The organism is Kocuria gwangalliensis, from assembly GCF_039544365.1.
Lineage (GTDB): Bacteria > Actinomycetota > Actinomycetes > Actinomycetales > Micrococcaceae > Kocuria > Kocuria gwangalliensis.
This window is the reverse complement of the sequence record NZ_BAABLN010000005.1, coordinates 72,094-91,955: the sequence shown is the minus strand read 5'-3', so window position 1 is coordinate 91,955 and position 19,862 is coordinate 72,094. Positions and strand designations below refer to the sequence as shown.

Annotated in this window: 20 protein-coding genes; 13 read left to right on the top strand and 7 right to left on the bottom strand. The window is 68.5% G+C overall.

Annotated features, from left to right (window positions below; all coding sequences use genetic code 11):
- Positions 1-7 precede the first annotated feature (7 nt).
- The 5 genes from resB to ABEA06_RS02895 form a co-directional block, all read right to left on the bottom strand.
- Positions 8-1,756, bottom strand: coding sequence for a cytochrome c biogenesis protein ResB (gene resB, locus ABEA06_RS02915; protein WP_109222874.1), 1,749 nt, complete (start codon positions 1,754-1,756; stop codon positions 8-10).
- Positions 1,757-1,805: 49 nt separating this feature from the next.
- The gene (locus ABEA06_RS02910; protein ID WP_062737359.1) at positions 1,806-2,435 is read right to left on the bottom strand and encodes a TlpA family protein disulfide reductase; all 630 of its coding nucleotides are present in this window, start codon (positions 2,433-2,435) and stop codon (positions 1,806-1,808) included.
- A gap of 314 nt (positions 2,436-2,749) precedes the next feature.
- Positions 2,750-2,875: a hypothetical protein gene (locus ABEA06_RS02905; RefSeq protein WP_259915413.1), complete on the bottom strand. Its 126-nt coding sequence runs from the start codon at positions 2,873-2,875 to the stop codon at positions 2,750-2,752.
- 13 nt (positions 2,876-2,888) lie between these two features.
- Positions 2,889-3,824, bottom strand: coding sequence for a cysteine synthase A (cysK, locus tag ABEA06_RS02900; RefSeq protein ID WP_109222875.1), 936 nt, complete (start codon positions 3,822-3,824; stop codon positions 2,889-2,891).
- Positions 3,825-3,905: 81 nt separating this feature from the next.
- Positions 3,906-4,655 (bottom strand): cytochrome c biogenesis CcdA family protein, encoded by a 750-nt coding sequence (locus ABEA06_RS02895; protein WP_095650753.1) that lies wholly within the window; start codon positions 4,653-4,655, stop codon positions 3,906-3,908.
- 81 nt (positions 4,656-4,736) lie between these two features.
- Here ABEA06_RS02895 and ABEA06_RS02890 point away from each other — a divergent pair, with 81 nt between their 5' ends.
- From ABEA06_RS02890 to ABEA06_RS02840, 11 genes are all read left to right on the top strand, one after another.
- Positions 4,737-5,123 carry an ArsR/SmtB family transcription factor gene (locus tag ABEA06_RS02890; protein ID WP_062737356.1) on the top strand — a complete coding sequence of 129 codons (387 nt, stop codon included), beginning with the start codon at positions 4,737-4,739 and terminating at the stop codon, positions 5,121-5,123.
- Positions 5,120-7,069, top strand: a complete 1,950-nt coding sequence (locus ABEA06_RS02885; RefSeq protein ID WP_129701476.1) for a heavy metal translocating P-type ATPase — start codon at positions 5,120-5,122, stop codon at positions 7,067-7,069. Before ABEA06_RS02890 ends, ABEA06_RS02885 begins: the two co-directional genes overlap by 4 nt.
- Entirely contained in the window at positions 7,066-7,581 is a 516-nt protein-coding gene (lspA, locus tag ABEA06_RS02880; protein WP_109222877.1) for a signal peptidase II, read from the top strand. Before ABEA06_RS02885 ends, lspA begins: the two co-directional genes overlap by 4 nt.
- 351 nt (positions 7,582-7,932) lie before the next feature.
- A complete protein-coding gene (locus ABEA06_RS02875; RefSeq protein ID WP_062737353.1) occupies positions 7,933-8,280 on the top strand; it encodes an ArsR/SmtB family transcription factor in 348 nt (115 codons plus the stop codon).
- Between the two features lie 236 nt (positions 8,281-8,516).
- The gene (locus ABEA06_RS02870) at positions 8,517-9,122 is read left to right on the top strand and encodes a cadmium resistance transporter (RefSeq protein WP_109222878.1); all 606 of its coding nucleotides are present in this window, start codon (positions 8,517-8,519) and stop codon (positions 9,120-9,122) included.
- A 158-nt stretch (positions 9,123-9,280) separates the two neighbouring features.
- Entirely contained in the window at positions 9,281-9,913 is a 633-nt protein-coding gene (locus ABEA06_RS02865) for a class I SAM-dependent methyltransferase (protein WP_165189379.1), read from the top strand.
- Positions 9,910-10,446 carry a DinB family protein gene (locus tag ABEA06_RS02860; RefSeq protein ID WP_109222879.1) on the top strand — a complete coding sequence of 179 codons (537 nt, stop codon included), beginning with the start codon at positions 9,910-9,912 and terminating at the stop codon, positions 10,444-10,446. Before ABEA06_RS02865 ends, ABEA06_RS02860 begins: the two co-directional genes overlap by 4 nt.
- A 288-nt stretch (positions 10,447-10,734) precedes the next feature.
- On the top strand, positions 10,735-12,180 hold the full coding sequence (gene merA / locus ABEA06_RS02855) for a mercury(II) reductase (RefSeq protein WP_109222880.1): 1,446 nt from the start codon (positions 10,735-10,737) through the stop codon (positions 12,178-12,180).
- A 235-nt stretch (positions 12,181-12,415) separates the two neighbouring features.
- Positions 12,416-13,765, top strand: coding sequence for a dihydrolipoyl dehydrogenase family protein (locus tag ABEA06_RS02850; protein WP_109222881.1), 1,350 nt, complete (start codon positions 12,416-12,418; stop codon positions 13,763-13,765).
- Positions 13,766-13,852: 87 nt separating this feature from the next.
- Positions 13,853-15,241, top strand: a complete 1,389-nt coding sequence (locus tag ABEA06_RS02845; protein ID WP_129701478.1) for an FAD-dependent oxidoreductase — start codon at positions 13,853-13,855, stop codon at positions 15,239-15,241.
- 107 nt (positions 15,242-15,348) lie between these two features.
- Positions 15,349-15,738 (top strand): heavy metal-responsive transcriptional regulator, encoded by a 390-nt coding sequence (locus ABEA06_RS02840; protein ID WP_109222883.1) that lies wholly within the window; start codon positions 15,349-15,351, stop codon positions 15,736-15,738.
- 761 nt (positions 15,739-16,499) lie between these two features.
- Here the strand turns inward: ABEA06_RS02840 and ABEA06_RS02835 are convergent.
- Positions 16,500-17,045 (bottom strand): DUF3253 domain-containing protein, encoded by a 546-nt coding sequence (locus ABEA06_RS02835; RefSeq protein WP_345310513.1) that lies wholly within the window; start codon positions 17,043-17,045, stop codon positions 16,500-16,502.
- Between the two features lie 129 nt (positions 17,046-17,174).
- Between ABEA06_RS02835 and ABEA06_RS02830 the strand changes: the two genes are divergently transcribed.
- Entirely contained in the window at positions 17,175-18,500 is a 1,326-nt protein-coding gene (locus ABEA06_RS02830; protein ID WP_345310512.1) for a cryptochrome/photolyase family protein, read from the top strand.
- Here the strand turns inward: ABEA06_RS02830 and ABEA06_RS02825 are convergent.
- Positions 18,491-19,285, bottom strand: a complete 795-nt coding sequence (locus tag ABEA06_RS02825; RefSeq protein WP_345310511.1) for a helix-turn-helix transcriptional regulator — start codon at positions 19,283-19,285, stop codon at positions 18,491-18,493. The two genes, ABEA06_RS02830 and ABEA06_RS02825, sit on opposite strands and share 10 nt — an antisense overlap.
- Before the next feature lie 50 nt (positions 19,286-19,335).
- Here ABEA06_RS02825 and ABEA06_RS02820 point away from each other — a divergent pair, with 50 nt between their 5' ends.
- A complete protein-coding gene (locus ABEA06_RS02820; protein WP_345310510.1) occupies positions 19,336-19,839 on the top strand; it encodes a VOC family protein in 504 nt (167 codons plus the stop codon).
- Positions 19,840-19,862: the final 23 nt, after the last annotated feature.

Genomic DNA, 19,862 nt, shown 5'->3' with positions numbered 1-19,862 from the left:
TGTCCTCTCAGGTGTGGGCCGGCCCGCTGTGGGCCCTGCTCGTTTTGGGGTGTGCGGCAGCGTCAGCGGGCGGGGGCGCGGTGCCCCACTGCTGGGTGAACAGCTCGCCCAGCCGCTGCGCCTCGGCCGCCAGCCGGGGGTCCTCCCCGCGAGCCAGCAGACCGTACTCCAGGATTGTGGTTGGGGCCCCGTCCTTGTCGACGCCTTTCGAGGCCCTCACCCAGAGGCGGCGGCGGGCGATGAACATCGACATCAACAGGCCCGTGAAGGCCAGCACGAAGGACACGAAGGCGCCCGTCCGTCCCGGGTCGTAGACGATATCCAGGCCCACGTAGCGCTTCACATCGAGGAACTCGATGCTGCCCTTGCCCTGGGGCAGCTCGTAGACCGGGCCCGCGGCATCCAGGGTGATCGGCCCATCGGGGGTGAGCATGCCGTTGAGCTCGGTGAGCCCTTCGACGTCAAGCGCGTACACGTTCTGGGGGACTCCGGAGTCCAGTCCGAGGTCCCCGGAGTAGGAGGACAGGATCAGCTTCGGGTTGGCCAGTCCCGGATCCGCCGACCGCGGGAGCCCATCGGCCCCGGTGACGGCGGTGGGCAGCAGCAGGCCGGTGAAGCCTAGCTGGTCCGGGGCAGCGTCGGGGACCTTGAGCACGAGTGAAGAGGTGTAGACCCCGTCGGAAGGAATGCCCACCACCGGCCCCTCGAAGGCGACGTCGCCGTTGCCGTCGGTCACCCGGATCAGGGGGGCGTAGCCGTTGCCGATCAGGAACGACTTCACCCCGTCGACGTTGACCGGGGCGTTGACCTTCAGGGTCTCCTGCCGCGGCTGTCCTCCGGGTTGCTGGACGGTGACCTCGGCGGTGAAGTCCACCGGAGTCCCATACTGACTGGGAACGGCGGTGTCGCGGTAAAACTCGACCTCGAAGTTCTCCAGGGTGAGGGAGAACGGCTCCAGCTGGTCGGGGTCGTAGTTGGTGCCCGGGATGAACGCGTCGTAGTTGATCAACGAGTTGGCGAACGAATCGCCCTCCACGAGGATCTTCTGGCCCTTGAAGCCGAACAGGGACCCCACGGCCACGGAGACCAGCACGCCCAGCAGCGCCAGGTGGAAGACGACGTTGCCGACCTCCTTCCACATTCCCCGCTCGGCGGCCACCGACGGTGCCGGTCCTCCTGTGTCGCGCACGGCCACCCGGTAGCCGCGCTTGCCCAGCAGGCGGGCGGCCTGGGCCACGACCTCGTCCGGGGCCGGGGCGTCCGCGGGCCCACCGAGGACCAGGCGGCGGTGCTCGGGCAGCCGTTCCAGCCGTTTAGGGGTGCGCGGGGGCTGCGCCCGCCAGGCCCGCCAGTGCTTGCCCGCCCGGGGCAGTACGCACCCCACCAAGGAGACGAACAGCAGGATGTAGATCGCGGAGAACCACACGGAGGAGAACACGTCGAAGAACTGCAGCCGGTCCAGCCACGGGCCCAGGGTCGGGTTGGCATCGATGTAGTCGGCCACCGCACCCGTGTCCTGGATCCGCTGCGGGAAGGTCGAGCCGGGCACCGCCGCCACCGCCAGCAACAGCAGCAGGAACAGGGCGGTGTTCATCTTCGTCAGCTGCGCCCACGCCCACCGGGCCATCCCGACCGGCCCCAGCGCCGGCAGCTCGACATCCCCGGGGTTCTTGCCGGGTCCGGTGGGCGATGAGCCTCGGGGGCCCCTGCCGGGGGTGTCCTCAGGGGTGCTCTGCCTGCTGCTAGTGGTGCTCATGGTGACCTTTCAGCTCCCTGTGCGGGGACGGCGGAGGGGGTGCCGGAAGTCATGCTGTCTCGGCCACCGTGTCCTCGAGGAGGGTCTCGAGGATGGACCGGTCTGCGATCCCCAGGATGCGGGCTGCGACCCGGCCTTGGGCGTCGAGCACCAGCGTGGTGGGCACCGCCCGCGGGGGCACATAGGCGTTCAGGGCCATCACCACCTTCCCGTCCTTGTCTTCGAAGGAGGGGTACGGGATCCCGAAGGTCCGCTCGAAGGCCTCGGCCGTGGCCTGATCATCGCGCAGGTTTACCCCGTAGAAGGCGATCTGCCCCTCGAACTGCTGGGCGAGTTCGGCGAGGTCCGGGGCCTCCACCCGGCACGGAGGGCAGGCCGCGTACCAGAAGTTCAGCAGCGCGGGCTTCCCCCGCAAGTCCTCGGCCGAGAGCTCGGTCCCATCGAAAAGGGTGCCGCTGAACTGCACCGGCTCCCCCCGCTGATCCGGGGCGTACTCCGAGACGGTGCCGTCCCCGGCGATGTAGCCCTTCTCGTCTCCCGTGTTGGCCTGTTGGGCCAGGGGATCTTCCTCCGCACCGCAGCCGGCCATGACCACCCCGAGGACTCCTGCACCGGCCAAGGAGAGCACACGGCGGCGGGACGGGTGGGTGGGCAGTGAAGAGTTCGAGGGCACGGGCATTTCACCTCAGGGTCGAAACGGGCTCGGGGACGGGTAGGGGCTGACCCCGGAAACGATGAACCGGGAAGCCGATAGGCCTCTGAGCGCAACACGGCGGGCCTGTTGTCGAGGGCCTGGGGCGCACGCCGGCACACTCAGAGATGATCGTTATACGTCGATCATAGCAACGGGAATCACCGTTGCCGTCGGGGCGGCGACCACCGGCTGCGGGGGCATTGGCTCTCCGGGCAATGGCGATGCGGCCCGAGACGGAGGTGCCGCGGTTAGGGCGGACTCCAGGGAATGACCACGCGCGGTTCTCCTCCGGCGGACAGCTACGGGGACTCCAGATCGAGGGCGAGACCCACGTGCCCCAGGCCGTTTTCGGCCAGCACGCGGGCCATCAGCTCGGCCTTGGTGGTGGCTTGCGGCAGCTGCGGATCGGTGATGTGGGTCGGCAACCCTGGCAGGGCCTCAGCCGCGGATGTCCTCGTAGAGCAGGGTGGAGATGTAGCGCTCCCCGTAGTCGCACACAACCGCCACGATCAACTTGTCGCGGTTCTCCTCCTTGGCGGCATCCTGCAGGGCGGCCCACACGATGGCGCCCGAGGAGATCCCGCCGAGGATGCCCTCCTTGGTGCCCAGCTCCCGGGCGACCCGCACGGAGTCCTCGACGCTCACGTCGTAGACGTCGTCGTAGATGTCCCGGTCGAGGTTGTCGGGGACGAAGTTCGCCCCGAGGCCCTGGATCTTGTGCGGGCCGGCCTTGCCCTCGGTGAGCAGGGGTGAGTCGGCCGGCTCGACGACGACCAGGCGGATGTCCGGCTTCTGCTCGCGCAGGTAGCGGCCCGCGCCGGTGATGGTGCCGCCGGTGCCCACGCCGGAGACGAAGACGTCGACCTGGCCGTCGGTGTCCTCCCAGATCTCGGGGCCCGTGGTCCGGTAGTGGATCGCGGGGTTGGCCTCGTTGGCGAACTGGCTGGCGAGGACGGCGTTGTCACTGGAGCCGACGATCTCCTGCGCCTTCTCGACCGCTCCGCGCATCCCCTCGGCACCGGGGGTCAGGACGATCTCGGCGCCGTAGGCGCGGAGCATGACCCGCCGCTCGGTGGACATGGTCTCGGGCATGGTGAGGATCACCTTGTAGCCGCGGGCGGCGCCGACCAGGGCCAGGGCGATGCCGGTGTTGCCGGAGGTGCCCTCGACGATCGTGCCGCCGGGCTTGAGCTTCCCGGAGTTCTCGGCGGCGTCGACGATGGAGACCCCGATGCGGTCCTTGACGGAGTTCGCCGGGTTGTAGAACTCCAGCTTCACGGCGACGTTGCCGGGCAGGCCCTCGTCGAGCCGGTTGAGGTGGACGAGCGGGGTGCTGCCCACGATCTCGGTGACGTCGTGGTAGATCTTCGCCATGGTGTGCTCCTGGGTGGTGGTGTGGTGAATCGGTGGGTGTTGGGATTCGGTGCGTCACAAGCCGGGGATGTTCTCCCGGGCTCAGACAGGAGTGATGAAGGTGCCGGCGAGGCTTTGGAGCTGATAGATCCACTGCATCCAGATCCCGGTCACCATCAGCAGCCCCACGGCGATCAGTACGGAGCCGCCGGCGATGTTGAAGGTGCGGATGTTGCGGCGGATGTAGCTCAGGGTCGTGGTGACCCAGTTGAGCCCGGCCGCGACCAGCACGAATGGAATGCCCAGGCCCAGGCAGTAGGTGAAGCCCAGCAGGGCTCCGCGCCAGGCCCCGCCGGTGGTGGTGCTCAGCGCCAGCACCGCACTCAGGGTCGGGCCCATGCAGGGGGTCCAACCCAGGCCGAAGACCACCCCGAGCAGCGGGGCGCCGGCGATGCCGGTGCGGGGTTGGAAGGACAGCTTCTTGGTCTGCTGCAGGAAGGGGAACTTCCCGACCAGCACCAGGCCCATGAGCGCCACGAACACCCCCAACACCCGCATCAGCGGATCCTGCCACCGCACCAACCAGCCCCCGATGGCGCCGAAGGCCGCCCCGTAGACAGTGAACACGGCCGCGAAACCCAGGATGAACAGCCCCACCCCGGCCAGCACCCGCCGCCGGTTGTCGGCCCGGGTCGGATCGGTCAGCCCGGAGACGTAGCCGAGGTAGCCGGGCACCAACGGCAGGATGCACGGGGAGATGAAAGAGACGATCCCGGCGATCACCGCCAAGGGCACGGCGATGAGCAGGGCCCCGGAGTTCACCGTCTCGGCGAAGTAGCCGCCAATCGTCATCACCATCTCCTCGGGCCAGGGGGCGCCCTGAGACTACCGCACATGACCACTGTCAGCCCAAAACACGGTTATCATCGGTCCATGACGATTTCAGAGTATGTTCCGGATGCCCCTTGTGAGGTGTTGGATCCGGCGGCGGCGTTGTTCCACTCCCTCAGTGACCCGACCCGGCTGGCGATTGTGCAGCGCTTGGCTTCCGGGGAGGTGCGGGTGCGTGATCTCACCAGCGAGCTGGGGCTGGCCCAGTCGACCGTGTCCGGCCATGTGGCGTGCTTGCGTGGTTGCGGGCTGGTGCAGGGTCGGGCGCAGGGGCGCAGCGTGTACTACTCGCTGACCCGCCCGGAGCTGATGGACGTGCTGGCCGCCACTGAGGTGCTGCTGGCGGCCACCGGCAACGCCGTGAGTCTGTGCCCGAACTACGGGCTGGATGCCCGTGACACCCCCCAGATTCAGGAGATCACCCGATGAGCGATGCCTGCGGATGCAGCGACGAGAAGAACGAAACCGGTGAGGCCGGGGAGGAGGCCGAGGGCTTCTGGCAGGTGCGCGAGGTCCGGTTCGCCGCCGCGGCCGGGGTGCTGCTGCTGGCCGGCTGGATCCTGTCGCTGGCCGGGGTTCCTCTGTGGGTGGCGCTGAGCCTGGAGACGGGCGCGCTGCTGGCGGCCGGATGGACGTTCGTGCCCTCCACGCTGCGCCGGCTGGCCCGGGGCAAGATCGGGGTCGGGACCCTGATGACCATCGCCGCCGTCGGAGCGGTCGCCCTGGGGCAGATCGAGGAAGCGGCGATGCTGGCCTTCCTCTACGCCATCGCCGAGGCCCTGGAGGAGTACTCGGTGGCGCGCACCCGGCGCGGGCTGCGCGCGCTGCTGGAGCTGGTCCCGGATCAGGCCACGGTGCTCCGGGCCGGGGTGCAGGTCACCGTGCCCCCGGCTGAGCTGGTACTGGGGGACCGGATGGTGGTGCGGCCCGGGGAGCGGGTGGCCACCGATGGGCGGATCCTCACCGGGCGCACCTCCTTGGACACCTCGGCGCTGACCGGGGAGTCCGTGCCCGTGGAGGCCGGCCCCGGCGCGGAGGTCTACGCCGGGTCCATCAACGGCACCGGCCCGCTGGAGGTGGAAGTCACCAGCACCGCCGAGGACAATTCCTTGGCGAAGATCGTGCACATCGTCGAGACCGAGCAGTCCCGCAAAGGCCCCGGCCAGCGACTGGCCGATGCGATCGCCAAACGCCTGGTGCCGGGCATCCTCATCGTCGCCGCCCTGATCATCGCCTACGGGTTCATCGTGGGGGAGCCGGTCCTGTGGTTCGAACGCGCCCTGGTCGTGCTGGTCGCCGCTTCCCCGTGCGCCCTGGCGATCTCGGTGCCCGTCACCGTGGTGGCCTCGGTCGGAGCCGCCAGCCGCATCGGGGTGCTGATCAAGGGCGGGGCCGCGGTGGAGACCCTGGGCAAGATCGGCACCATCGCCCTGGACAAGACCGGCACCCTCACCCGCAACAACCCGGCCGTCATCGAGGTCGCCACCACTGGCGGGGTGACCCGGCAGCAGGTGCTGGGACTGGCCGCCGGGTTGGAGGCCCGCAGCGAACACCCCCTGGCCCGGGCCATCCTCGCCGCCACACCTGAGCGGGCCGAGGTGACCCAGGTGGATACCGTGCCCGGGGCCGGGCTCTACGGCACCCTGGACGGCGCCCGCCTGCGGCTGGGCCGGCCCGGGTGGATCGACCCGGGGCCCCTGGTCGCCGAGATCGAGCGGATGCAGCGCTCCGGGGCCACGGCCGTGCTCATCGAGCAGGACGGGCGTGTCATCGGGGCGATCGCGGTGCGCGATGAGCTGCGCCCGGAGGCCCGAGAGGTGATCACCCGGCTCAACCGCGCCGGATACACCACCGCGATGCTCACCGGGGACAACACCCTCACCGCCCATGCCCTGGCCGAGGCCGCCGGCATCACCCAGGTCCACGCCGACCTGCGCCCGGAGGACAAAGCCGAGATCATCCGCACCCTCAAGGCGCAACGCCCCACGGCGATGGTCGGTGACGGCGTCAACGACGCCCCCGCCCTGGCCACCGCCGACATCGGCATCGCCATGGGCGCAATGGGCACCGACGTGGCCATCGAGACCGCCGACATCGCCTTGATGGGCGAGGACCTCCACCACCTGCCCCAAGCCCTCGAGCACGCCCGGCGGACCCGCTCGATCATGCTGCAGAACGTCGGGGTGTCCCTGGCGCTGATCGCGGTGCTGATCCCCCTGGCCCTGTTTGGGATCCTCGGGTTGGCCGCGGTGGTGCTGGTACACGAGGTGGCCGAAATCCTGATCATCGCCAACGGGGTACGCGCCGGGCGGATCTCCCGCCGCACCCAGCTGCCCACTACCCAGCCCGCACCGGCTCTGGAACCGGCCGCATGAGCGCCCCCGTCGCCGGGCAGGTCGGCCCTTCGTCCCGATCTGCTCGCCGGTCCCGGACCCTCTTGCTGGCCGGGGCAGCGGCGCTGGCCACCGTCGATCTGATTCTCAAAGCCGTGACCTCAGCCCGTCTCACCGACGGGACCACGGTAGATCTGGGGCCGCTCACGCTGCAGCTGCACCACAACACCGGGGTGGCCTTCAGCCTCGGGGCGGCCCTGCCCTCCTGGGTCATCATCGCCGCGACCGGGGCGATCATCGCCGGGCTGATCTGGTATTTGCTCGTTGCGACACCCACCCTGACCGGGCTGGCCCGTACCGGAGCGACCCTGATGCTCGGGGGCGCTATCGGAAACTTCCTGGACCGCCTCGACGGGGGAGGGGTGGTGGACTACCTGCACACCGGGTGGTTCCCCACCTTCAATCTCGCCGACGTCTTCGTCACCACCGGGGTGGGCCTCTTGATCCTGGGTACGCTGCTGGCTCCGCGCCCCCAGGACATCTCCGCCGAATAGCCCCCACCTGCTCATCGCGTAACGTCAGGGCCGCCGAGACCTCCTCGGCGGCCCTGACTCAGGCCACCACGGGTCCCGCCCCGGGCCTTCACTCGTCACGCCCATGCCCGCCGCTCTTTGGCCACAGCCACCGCAGGCGAGGCCCCCGGGCCTCCCGTCGCACCGAGCCGATGACTATCTCGGGCCCCTGCACGGCGGCCACAACAGCTTCTCTGCCGGGTAGGCTCGGGTCGAGGTAGTCTCCAGCCCGAGACCCACCATTCCCTGGACAAAAGGCCCTGCACCGTCCCTTGCGGGCAACGTCAGATCCACCCCGTCCAATCAATCGGAATTAGGCGATAGGATCGGGTCATGACGAACACTAGTTGTACGACCGGCCTGGCCCCGGCTGTGGCCCTGTTTCACTCCCTGTCCGATCCCACTCGCCTGGCCATCGTGGGGCGCCTGGCCGGCGGTGAAGCTCGAGTGCGGGACCTGGTGGAGGAAACGGGCCTGGCTCAATCCACCGTCTCGGCCCATGTGGCCTGCCTGCGCGAGTGCGGGCTGGTGGCCGGACGCGTCGAGGGGCGGCAGATCTTCTACGCTCTGACCCGCCCGGAGCTGATGGATGTGCTCGCCGCCGCCGAGACCCTGCTGGCAGCCACCGGTTCCCAGGTCGCGCTGTGTCCCGCCTACGGCACCTCCACCCAAGAACACTGACAAATACATCACCCTCACCTGGCCCGCCCACGCACTGAGGGTGAAAGCGGGTGCTGGTGCGCCTTCGGGTGCCCATGACGGGCGCCGCGACCCATACCCGGTGACAGTGCCCCGGTGATGGTGCCCGGGGCATCGGCTCCCGGCAGCCTTCCCTTGCCTGCGCACTCGGCCGCCCGACACAGCGCAGCACGCCAGGTCCCGGTCGGCGATTCTCCCCACCTAAGAAAAGACAGGTTATGGAACTCATCTCCCCCGTGCTGCAGGCGATCGGCCTGTTCGCGGCCACCAACATCGACGACATCATCGTGCTCTCCCTGTTCTTCGCCCGCGGAGCCGGAGCCCGTGGCACTACCGCCAAAATCGGGATCGGCCAGTACGTGGGCTTCGGCGGCATCCTGGTCGCCTCCGTGCTGGTGACCCTGGGCGCCAGCACCTTCCTGCCGCCCGAGGCCATTCCCTACTTCGGCCTCATTCCCCTGATCCTCGGCCTCATCGCGGCCTGGAAGGTCTGGCGCAGCGACGAGGACGACGACGATGACGAGGGGAAGGTCGCCGGCAAACAGGTCAGCATCTGGACCGTCGCCGCAGTCACCTTCGCCAACGGCGGGGACAACATCGGGGTCTACGTGCCCGTATTCGTCACCGTGGGCCCCACCGCGATGGTGGCCTACTGCATCGCCTTTTTGGCCATGGTCGCGGTGCTGGTGGCTATCGCCAAGTACGTGGCCACCCGCAAACCCATCGCCGAAGTCCTGGAACGATGGGAACACATCCTGTTCCCGATCGTGCTGATCGGCCTGGGCGTGGTCATCCTCCTCGAAGGCGGCGCCTTCGGCCTCTAACCCATCCGCCTGCTGAGCTCAGCCCTGCGACGGGACCCCGGCTCCCCCGGGCGGTGTGAATGGCCAGGTCGCCCCCATCCTTTGCCTAAACGGTTCACTACCGTCGATCGTGGAACTAGGCTCGGCGCACACGATGCGTACGCCGAAAGGTGGAAACCATGCCGAGGATGTCCGCCTTAGAGGCCTCCTTCTGTCGCAGCGCGCCATGGGGCCTTGTGGCCCGGCGGATGGTTCCTTGGGCGACCCAGGGGTTCCCCGTCACCGGGGACGTGCTGGAGATCGGTGGAGGCAGCGGTGCGATGGCCGAGGCCATCGCCCGAGCCCATCCCCGGGTGCGGCTCACCATGACCGATGCCGACCCGGTGATGGTCGAGGCCGCGCAGGACCGCCTGGCCGGACACCCCTTGGTCCAGGCGCGTCAGGCCGATGCCACTCGGCTGCCCTTCGAGGACGAGTCGTTCGACACGATTCTGAGCTTTCTGATGCTCCACCACGTCATCGAGTGGGAACACGCGGTGACCCAGGCGGCCCGAGTCCTGCGACCGGGCGGGGCCTTCGTGGGATACGACCTGCTGGCCTCACCCATGGCATCCCTGGTGCACCGTGCCGACCGGTCACCGCACCGGCTCATCGAACCGGAAGCCTTCGGACCAGTCTTCGACCAGGCCGGCCTTGCCCCACTCGCCCTCCGGCTGTCCTTCGGCGGTCGGGTCATACGTTTTATCGCCCACAAGCCAGGCAATGCCCAGAACGCTCCCGGCAGCGACATCACTTCCAGGAACAGCCGATGAATAGCGCGCCCATCACCCCCGGAACCATCCATGAGGAGCTGGAGCGGGTCCGCGCGGACTTCCACGCCCTGATCATTAAAGCGACCCCTGCGGATGTGCACCATCTCTCGTCAGGCACTCGGTGGACCAACGGGCAGCTGCTGTTCCACATGTTCTTCGGCTACCTGATCGTCTGGCGCCTGCTGCCGCTGGTGCGCCTGATGGGCCGGCTCCCCGAGCCGGTCAGCCGCATCTTCGCCCGGACACTGGAGGCTGGCACCCGTCCGTTCCACCTCTTCAACTACTTCAGCGACCGCGGGGCCGCGCGGGTGATCCACGGTCCGCGGCTGATCCGGTGGTTCGACCGCACCGTCGAGGTCCTGCAGGCCCAGCTCGCCGCCGAGCCCGCGGCCGCACTGGCCCGTGGGATGCACATGCCCGTGTCCTGGGACCCGTACTTCCGGGACTGGATGAGCCTGGCCGAGATCTACCACTACGGCACTCAGCACTACGATCACCACCGACGGCAGCTGACCATCGGCCGGCCATCCTGAGGAGCTGAGTAGTGCGGTCGGGACGGCTCAGTGGGCGTCCTGCGTTTTGGGCGGGATCGCCACGTCAGGGCCGACCAGGCTGATGCTGATGGGGCCATGAGCCTGGGGTGAACCCACCGTTGAACCCGCCCGGCGCCCGAGGGTCTGTATTCAGCCGGCACCGACAGGGGGCTGTTGTCGCAGCGCCACCTTGACCTTCCCCTGTGGGGGAAGGTGCAGGCTGGGTCGGAGAAAGGCGCGCGGAAAGTTTCCGGTGGAAGTGTTCCTCACCGAGTTGCGGAGGTTGTCATGGCTGACACGGCAGTGATCGAGACGGATCTGGCCATCATCGGTTCTGGTGGTGGTGCTTTCGCCGCGGCGATCCGGGCGACCAGCCTGGGCCAACGGGTGGTGATGGTGGAGCGGTCCACGGTGGGGGGCACCTGTGTGAACACCGGGTGTGTGCCGTCGAAGGCGTTGCTGGCTGCTGCGGCCGCCCGCCATGTGGCCCTGGAGGCGCCTGGTCGGTTTCCCGGGCTCGCCGCCTCCGCGGGCCCGGTGGACATGCCGGGGCTGATGGCGGGCAAGGACGGGCTGGTGGAGGGGATGCGTTCGGAGAAGTACGTGGATCTGATCGCCGACTACGGGTGGGACCTGCGCCGAGGGGAGGCCGCCTTCACCGGCACGGCCCAGGACCCGGTGCTGGAGATCACCGGTGGGGGCGGGGCCGTGGAGGAGGTGCGGGCCCGGCACTACTTGGTGGCCACCGGCTCGGCCCCGTGGGCTCCGCCGATTCCCGGGCTGGAGGATGTCGACTACCTCACCTCCACGACGGCGATGGAGTTGCCGGAGGTCCCGGAGTCGATGATCGTGCTCGGCGGCGGCTATGTGGCTTTGGAGCAGGCCCAGCTCTTCGCCCGGCTGGGCTCGCAGGTCACGGTGCTGGTCCGTTCCCGGTTGCTGTCCGGGGAGGAACCGGAGGTCTCGAAGACCCTCCTGGGGGTCTTCGCCGATGAGGGCATCACAGTGGTGCGCCGGGCCGCGGTCGAGTCCGTGGGCACCGATCCGGCCACCGGGGGCGTTGTGGTGGCCGCCACCACCCGGGCCGGGCGCCAGGAGTTCACCGCGGACCGGTTGCTGGTGGCCACCGGGCGCCGGGCGGTCACCGAGGGCCTGGGCCTGGGCACGGTGGGGGTGGCTACGGGGGAGCGGGGGGAGATCCTCGTGGAGGACACCCTGGCGAGTTCGCATCCGCGGATCTGGGCGGCCGGGGATGTCACCGGGCACCCGGAGTTCGTCTACGTGGCCTCCGCCCACGGGGTCACCGCGGTGGAGAACGCCTTCCACGACACCGGGCAGCGGGTCGACTACACCCACCTTCCCCGGGTCACCTTCACCTCCCCGGCGGTGGGGGCGGTGGGGATGACGGATAAGCAGGCCCGGGAGGCGGGCATCCGGTGTGAGTGCCGGGTGCTGCCCCTGGAGTACGTGCCGCGGGCGCTGGTGAACCGTGACACCCGGGGGTTCATCAAGATCGTCGCCGACGCCGACACCGGGCGGATCGTGGGGATCACCGCGGTGGCCCAGGAGGCCGGGGACCTGGCCGCGGCCGGGGTATACATCTTGTCCGCGGGGATGACGGTGGACCAGGTGGCGACCTTGTGGTGCCCGTATCTGACGATGGCTGAGGGTTTGAAGATCGCCGCCCAGTCCTTCCGCACCGATGTCTCGAAACTGTCCTGCTGCGCCGCTTGAGGCCCGGACCCCACCAGCCACCCCAGCACAGGAGGGGACGACGGTGACCGGCCACGAGGCCTCTGCGGTGGCCGGCCGGGAGGCATGAGCACGGCCGAGCAGATGCTCGCCCAGGCCCCCTCCGACCTCCCCGGCGACCATGCGGCGGCTGGCACCGCGCGTCCTGCCCCGTGATGGGACGGGGTGCCACGATGAGCAGAGCCGAAAGATCCACCGCATCTGAAGGAGACGCATCATGAGCGAACATTTCGACGTGGCCGTGTTGGGCATGGGTCCCGGTGGTGAGGTCGCCGCCGGCCGGCTGCTGGCGGCGGGGAAGAACGTCGCCGTGATCGAGCGGGAGTTGATCGGTGGGGAGTGCGCCTACTGGGCGTGCATCCCTTCCAAGACGGTGCTGCGCCCGGCCGAGGCCCGCACCGAGGTGCACAAGGCCGCCGGGGTCTCCGGGGCCGAGGTGGACTGGGCGTCCACCCGGGAATACCGCGACTACATGATCCGTGACCTCGACGACTCCGCCCAGGCCGAGGGCTACACCGCCCAGGGCGCGACCGTGATCCGGGGCGAGGCCCGTCTCACCGGCCCGGGCCGGATCCAGGTCGGGGACCGGGAGATCACCGCCGAGCACATCATCATCGCCACCGGCTCCGAGGCCGTGATTCCGCCCATCGAGGGTATCGAGGAGATCACCGCCTGGACCAACCGGGAAACCTACACCACCCACGATCTACCGCGCCGGGCGGTGATCATCGGCGGCAGCGCCGTCGGGGTGGAGACCGCCACGTTCCTGGCCCGCTTCGGGGTGCAGGTCACCCTCATCCACCGCGGGGACCGGCTGCTGGGCCGGGAGGACCCCCGGGTGGGGGAGCTCGTCCACGACTACCTGACCGAAGCCGGGGTCGACATCCGCCTGGGCGCCTCGGCCGCCAAGGCCCACAGGAACGGTGCGGACAGTATGGTGATCCTCGAGGACGGGAGCGAGGTGGCCGCCGACGTGGTGATCTTCGGCACCGGCCGCGCCCCCCGCACCCAGGGTCTGGGCTTGGAGGCGGCCGGGGCACGTCTGGGCGAGCACGGCGAGGTGCTCATCGACGAGCACGCCCGGGCCGCCGACAACTTGTGGGCGATCGGCGATGTCACCGCGGTGATGCCCTTCACCCATGTGGCGAAGTATCAGGGGCGGATCGCCGCCGACGCGATCCTCGGCCGCCCGCGCCCGGCCGGCTATGAGGGGATCCCGCGGGTGGTGTTCGCCGACCCGGAGATCGCCGCCGCCGGACTCACCACCGAGCAGGCGCAACAGCGCGGGATCCGTGCCATCGCCACCGAGCTGGATCTGGCCCAGGCCATCGCCCGCCCGTGGACCTACGAGCAGGACCCGCGCGGGCACCTGGGGCTGCTGGCCGACGCCGAGCGGGCAGTGCTGATCGGGGCGTGGGCGGTCGGCCCGCAGGCGGGGGAATGGATCCACCACGCCTCCCTGGCCATCCGGGCGCAGCTGCCGCTGGAAATCCTGCGCGATCAGATCGCCCAATTCCCCACCTACCACGAGGCCTACCAAGCCGCACTGGAGCAGCTCGAGGTCTAGGGGCTGGGCGCCGCCCCGGGCAACCGGGCATGATCCGCTGCAGAAGGCGACAGCAAGCCGAAGCACTGCTCGAGAAAGGGGAAGCCCATGGCCCAACGATTGATCGTCATCGGTGGGGACGCCGCCGGGATGAGCGCGGCCTCCGCCGCCCGCCGCCAGCTGCCCCAGGACCAGTTGGAGATCGTGGCGTTCGAGCGCGGTCACTACACCTCCTACTCCGCCTGCGGGATCCCGTACTTCATCGGCAAGGACGTCGCCGACACCACGGCACTGATCGCGCGCACCCCGCAGCAGTTCCGCGACCACCACGCCATCGACGCCCGGACCGGTCACGAGGTCCTGGACATAGACCTGCACCGGCGCGCCGTGCTGGTGCGTGACCTCGTCCGGGGCCGGGAGGCCTGGGAGGGCTTCGACCAGCTCATGGTCGCCACCGGGGCCACCCCGGCCCGCCCTCCACTGCCCGGGATCGAGGCGGCCGGCATCCACGGGGTGCAGACCCTCGACGACGGCCTCGCCCTGCGCACGGTGCTGGAGCGGGACCGGCCGGGCCGGGCCGTGGTGGTCGGGGCCGGCTACATCGGCCTGGAACTGGCCGAGGCCCTGTCCGCCTGGGGCGTGGGCATCACCGTGATCGGACGCCCCCCGGCCCCGCTGCCGGCCCTGGACCCGGACATGGGCGCGCTCATCGCCACCGCGATGGAAGGCTTCGGGATGGAGGTGCGGATGGAGGAGACCGTCACCGGCTTCGACACCACCGACGGGAAGGTCACCGCCGTGGTCACCGACCAAGCCACCATCCCCACCGATCTGGTGATCCTCGGGCTGGGGGTGACCCCGAACACCACCCTGGCCGCCCAGGCGGGGATCCCGCTGGGGGCCACGGGGGCGATCACGGTGGACCGCCGGCTGCGCACCGGCATCGACGGGGTGTGGGCAGCCGGGGACTGCGTGGAGAAGTTCCACCGCGTCTCCCGCCGCCACGTCAGCCTCCCGCTGGGCACCCACGCCAACAAGGAGGGCCGCACCGCCGGGATCAACCTCGGCGGCGGCTACGCCACCTTCCCCGGAGTGCTCGGCACCGCCGTGACCAAGATCTGCGACATCGAAGTCGGACGCACCGGCCTCGGCGAGGCCGAGGCGCAGGCGGCCGGCTTCGATCCGGTCACCGCCGTGGTCGACTCCACCACCCGGGCCGGCTACTACCCCGGAGCCAAACCGATCCGCACCAAACTCATCGCCGAACGCGGCACCGGACGACTGCTCGGAGCCCAGATCGTCGGAGAAGAAGGCGCGGCCAAACGCATCGACGTGCTCTCCGTCGCTTTGTGGCACGAGACCCCGGTGGAAGAGCTGCTGAACATCGACCTCTCCTACGCCCCACCGTTTTCCCCGGTGTGGGACCCGGTGCTGATCGCCGCCCGCAAGAGTTGGCAGGCCGTGGAGACCGACCGCGCCCGCACCGAACCCGGATGACCACCGACTCCGGGTGACCACCGACGACTCCGGGTCAGGCAGTGCCCGGTACCGGAACCTTCCTCTACCGTGGAAGGCCACAGAACAGTCCAGGATCGAGGTGCACCGTGCGGATCGGTGAAGCGGCCGCAGCCGCCGGCATGACCACCAAAGCCCTGCGGTTCTACGAACAGCAAGGACTGCTGCCCCCGGTGCACCGCGGTCCCAACGGGTACCGCGACTACCCACCAGAGACCCTCGCCCGCCTGCAGTTCATCCGCCGCAGCAAGGCCGCCGGACTCAGTTTGGCCGAGATCCGGAACATCCTGCAGATCCGCGACGCCGGACAGGCCCCCTGCGCCCACGTAGCCGCCCAGCTCGCCCAGCAACTCACTGACCTCGACCAGCACATCGCTGAGCTCACCGCTCTGCGGACTTCCGTGGCCGAGCACTACCAGGCCGCCTCCCAAGGCGACCCCGCCCAGTGCGACGCCGAGCAAATCTGCAGTTACCTATGAGGTCATCATTGATGTTCAGATATGGATGAACACAGCGATGAATCCGAAGAGCGCTACCACCGCTTTACATATGGCCCGTTCTCGGACATTCACCCACAGGAGTTCTCGCGTCTGTTGAATTTCCGTCCGACCGAGATACCGCTGTCGCACCTTCGAAGGATTGCCTTTTCTTTTGCTTCAGGCACGCGGGACACATTTGCCCCCGATCGCATGCTGTGGAGCCAGTCATTCGCGGCTCCGGTGGCCCGGACATGTTGGTGCTCGTATGTCCGTACTGCACCAATACATCTGATAGATCGTTGGAGAATGAGTTCACTACCCGGAAAGGCTAAAGCTGGTGAGCGCCGAAAAGGACAGCGTTGCGTCATTCCGGCCCGTTTCCTGACAACGATGCGCCTCTAGGAAAATCCTACAAGCTGAACCTAAGCCAAGACGACGTGCCGTTTCCGTCGCTCCTGAAGGATGCTTTGATCCTCATTGGCCTTGAGGCGTATGGGTCAAGCGAGAAAATGGCCCTAGCCGCTTAACGAAAACCATAGGGACACCCCCCGGTACGGGAGGCCCCGTCTCAACGGGGTGGCTCGAGGTGATGGGGGGCGTTTCCGATCGTAAGCGATAGGCACGACGCTATCGAGGATGGTCGCGACGAAATCCAGGGCCGGTGGTTTCGGAGTGATGCTAATTGTTCTTTATCCCCGATATCCCGTGTCCCTGGAAGTCACCACAGGGTTACGGACTACGGAGCCACGTTACGCGGGGACTCATGGCCCGAGTTCCGGTCCCGGCGCGATCCGCAGCGGCCCGTGCGCATGAGTGGGATCCACTCGTGTGCCGCGTTGCTGCACCTCCACCACGCCGTCGCGGTGCAGGCCCGCGGCGACATTGCGTGTCCGGTCCATGAGCATCCGCCAGTCTGCGCCGCCGACCACCTTCGCCGCATCGCTCGGACAGATCGTGGCGCCGTCACGATGCCGTAGCAGTGCCTTGATAGTCGCCACGATGCGCTGTGAACGGCCCTGGTCTGTGTGCTCCCACCAGGCCTCGCCCCGTTCCCCGAGCGCGACCTTCGCGTCCTGCACACGTGGCCGTGCGTGCTCAGGATCGGTGCGCACGAGTCGACGCGCGGCCATCAGCTCGGCTACAAGTTTGGCGCGCAAGTCCTCCGGGATGGATGGATCCGTAGCCCGCCATTTTCGCCCGTTGACAATGATGTGGTGGCCATCGGGGGTGCGCTCTGGTCCCGATTTCGAGGGACTCTGGCCGGGTGTGGGATCAATGTTCGGTGGGGGTGTTGACTCGTGGGTCATGGTTCACTTCATCACACGAGGGCTAGGAAAGGCAGTTCCTGTGCGTCTTCGTTCGTACCGCCCGTCACCCCCACCTACACCGAACATGTATAAATTGAGCGAAAGTCGAGAGATGGGTGACGAACCGAGATGACGACCATAGTGTGGCTCCGCGATGACCTGCGGGTCACCGATCATCCGGCCCTGCACCACGCCGTGGAACGCGGCGAACCCGTGGTGTGTCTCTACGTCCTGGATGAGGTGTCCGAGGGCATCCGCCCGCTGGGCGGTGCCGCCAAGTGGTGGCTGCACCACTCCCTGACCTCCCTGGCCGCAAACCTCGCGGATCTGGGGGCGCCCCTGACGCTGCGGCGGGGCCCTGCGCAGGAGGTGGTGAGCGACGTCGTTCGCACGACCGGTGCGGACACCCTGCTGTGGAACCGCCGCTACGGCGGACCCGAGCGCGCCGTGGACGCCGCGCTGAAGGAGTGGGCGGGGGAGAACGGCGTGGAGGCGCACTCGTACGCGGGTTCCCTGCTGTTCGAGCCGTGGACCATCACCACCCAGAGCGGGAACCCGTTCAGGGTGTTCACCCCGTTCTGGCGCGCGTGCACGAGCGGCCCGCCGCCAAGGAAGCCGTATCCGGCGCCGTCGGCACTCACCCCCGCCGAGCCGGCCCCGGACTCGGAGAACCTGGCCGACTGGCACCTGCTGCCCACGCACCCGGATTGGTCCGGCGGACTCGCCCAGACCTGGGCGGTGGGAGAACAAGCTGCGCACGAGCGGCTGGAGGACTTCCTCGAGGAGAGCCTGCCCACCTACACGAAGGACCGCGATTACCCCGCCAAACCGGTCACGTCCAGGCTGTCCCCGCACCTGCGATGGGGCGAGATCAGTCCCTACACCGTGTGGCACACGGCGCTGCACCGCGGCGGGAACCCCGGCAAGTTCCTCACCGAGCTCGGTTGGCGCGAGTTCTCCTGGTACAACCTCTACATCCACCCGGACATGGCCCAGCGCCCCATCAACCCCAAGTACGAGCGCTTCCCGTGGCCGGAGTTGGACGAGGACGCGCTGGTCGCATGGCAGCGGGGGCGCACCGGCATCCCCCTTGTGGACGCCGGGATGCACGAGCTGTGGGAGACCGGGACCATGCAGAACCGGGTGCGGATGGTCGTGGCGTCGCTGCTGGCCAAGAACCTGCTGATCGACTGGCGCCTGGGCGAGCAGTGGTTTTGGGACACCCTCGTGGACGCGGACGCCGCGAACAATCCCCACAACTGGCAGTGGGTGGCCGGCTGCGGCACGGACGCCGCCCCCTACTTTCGGATCTTCAACCCCGAGACGCAGCAGAAGCGCTTCGACCCGGACTTCGTCTATGTGGACCGCTGGAACGGCCGCCAGGAGGGCGTGGAGCCCATTGTGGACCTCAAAGAATCCCGTGCCCACGCATTGGATCTGAATAGTCAGCTGTGATGCCCGGATGCGCCACGATATGCCCGCGGCGTCTGCCCTAGGAACCGCTGGAACTCCCGGGTGAAATGCGCTTGGTCCGAAAACCCGTGAGCTGCGGCAATACTTGAAAGACTGACCTCCGGTTCAGACCGGATGTGCTCCGCGGCCTCCTGCAGCCGCCGTCGGCGGATCAACGCGTGCGGCGTCAGCCAGATGTACTGCTCGGCCAGCCGGTGCACCGTTCGCTGCGATACGTTCAAGGCGGCCGCCAGGTCACCCACCGTCACCACGGATGAGTTAGACCCAGCCATTTCGGCCAGTGAATTTGCCAGTCGCGCTTCACCGGTGACAGCACCGGCGCGTGCGGTGACCCACGCGGCCAGTCTCGCCACGGCGTCGTCGAAATCTCCGGCGGCAACTGCTTCTGCAACCTGCGAGTGCAGCTCCGGCACCGATAACGGAACGTAGCTGTCCCGCACACTCGTCGGATCACTCGTGAAGGCCGGCACCGCGGCCGGACGCAGCAGGGCGGCCACGGCCCACCCGGTGCCTACGAGGTCGCGATGTGACGCGCGCGTCGTCGGGCCGGAGAAACCCACCATGTCCTGCTCGACCACCAGATTGCAGCCGGGGAAGGGGAGAAGGTCTTGGCGCGACGTCGAACCCGGAGGCTCATTCCATTCGGCGATCCACCACCAGACGACGAGCTCGCTGACCGGGCCGGTGGCGGGAATTCGCTGGAATCGAGGGGGTAGGCGGCGCGGGTAGAGCACCCCGCGCTCGGAGATCTCCGGTAGCTCGCCCATGGCAGGAATATACAAGCCGCCGGCCCGCGCGCGGGTCTACCGTTCAAGACATGACGACACAAGAGAACACCCCGGCCACCGGTTCGCACACCACCAACGGAACACCGCACGGTTACTCGTCCATCACGCCGTTCCTGGCCGTCGCGGATCCCACCGCGGCCCTGGCCTTCTATCAGGAGGTGTTCGGCGCCCAGCTCATCAGTGCTTTCCGCTTCGGTGAGGTGGTGGTCCACGCCGAGCTGCAGTTCTCGAACGGTCGCCTGCAATTGGGTGCGGCCCAGCCGGATTACCACCTCGTCGCTCCGGACACCGACGGCGATGACGTCACTTATTCGCTGGCGCTGTACTGCCCGAACGTCGACGACGTCGTGGCGACAGCGGTTGCCCACGGCGCCACTGTGCGGGAGGAGACCACCAATTTCATTTCCGGGGATCGGTTCGCGAGTATCCGCGATCCGTTCGGGGTGCGGTGGTCGGTCATGACCCGGGTGGAGGACCTGAGCGATAAGGAGTCGCAGAAGCGGGTGGAGGAGTGGTCGGCGGGGATGGGGTAGACAAACGGATGCCCCCGAGAAAA

Coding starts and splice junctions, on each gene's coding strand:
- resB (WP_109222874.1), bottom strand. CDS start 1,756: ATGAGCACCACTAGCAGCAGGCAGAGCACCCCTGAGGACACCCCCGGC.
- ABEA06_RS02910 (WP_062737359.1), bottom strand. CDS start 2,435: ATGCCCGTGCCCTCGAACTCTTCACTGCCCACCCACCCGTCCCGCCGC.
- cysK (WP_109222875.1), bottom strand. CDS start 3,824: ATGGCGAAGATCTACCACGACGTCACCGAGATCGTGGGCAGCACCCCG.
- ABEA06_RS02895 (WP_095650753.1), bottom strand. CDS start 4,655: ATGACGATTGGCGGCTACTTCGCCGAGACGGTGAACTCCGGGGCCCTG.
- ABEA06_RS02890 (WP_062737356.1), top strand. CDS start 4,737: ATGACGATTTCAGAGTATGTTCCGGATGCCCCTTGTGAGGTGTTGGAT.
- ABEA06_RS02885 (WP_129701476.1), top strand. CDS start 5,120: ATGAGCGATGCCTGCGGATGCAGCGACGAGAAGAACGAAACCGGTGAG.
- lspA (WP_109222877.1), top strand. CDS start 7,066: ATGAGCGCCCCCGTCGCCGGGCAGGTCGGCCCTTCGTCCCGATCTGCT.
- ABEA06_RS02875 (WP_062737353.1), top strand. CDS start 7,933: ATGACGAACACTAGTTGTACGACCGGCCTGGCCCCGGCTGTGGCCCTG.
- ABEA06_RS02870 (WP_109222878.1), top strand. CDS start 8,517: ATGGAACTCATCTCCCCCGTGCTGCAGGCGATCGGCCTGTTCGCGGCC.
- ABEA06_RS02865 (WP_165189379.1), top strand. CDS start 9,281: ATGCCGAGGATGTCCGCCTTAGAGGCCTCCTTCTGTCGCAGCGCGCCA.
- ABEA06_RS02860 (WP_109222879.1), top strand. CDS start 9,910: ATGAATAGCGCGCCCATCACCCCCGGAACCATCCATGAGGAGCTGGAG.
- merA (WP_109222880.1), top strand. CDS start 10,735: ATGGCTGACACGGCAGTGATCGAGACGGATCTGGCCATCATCGGTTCT.
- ABEA06_RS02850 (WP_109222881.1), top strand. CDS start 12,416: ATGAGCGAACATTTCGACGTGGCCGTGTTGGGCATGGGTCCCGGTGGT.
- ABEA06_RS02845 (WP_129701478.1), top strand. CDS start 13,853: ATGGCCCAACGATTGATCGTCATCGGTGGGGACGCCGCCGGGATGAGC.
- ABEA06_RS02835 (WP_345310513.1), bottom strand. CDS start 17,045: ATGACCCACGAGTCAACACCCCCACCGAACATTGATCCCACACCCGGC.
- ABEA06_RS02830 (WP_345310512.1), top strand. CDS start 17,175: ATGACGACCATAGTGTGGCTCCGCGATGACCTGCGGGTCACCGATCAT.
- ABEA06_RS02825 (WP_345310511.1), bottom strand. CDS start 19,285: ATGGGCGAGCTACCGGAGATCTCCGAGCGCGGGGTGCTCTACCCGCGC.
- ABEA06_RS02820 (WP_345310510.1), top strand. CDS start 19,336: ATGACGACACAAGAGAACACCCCGGCCACCGGTTCGCACACCACCAAC.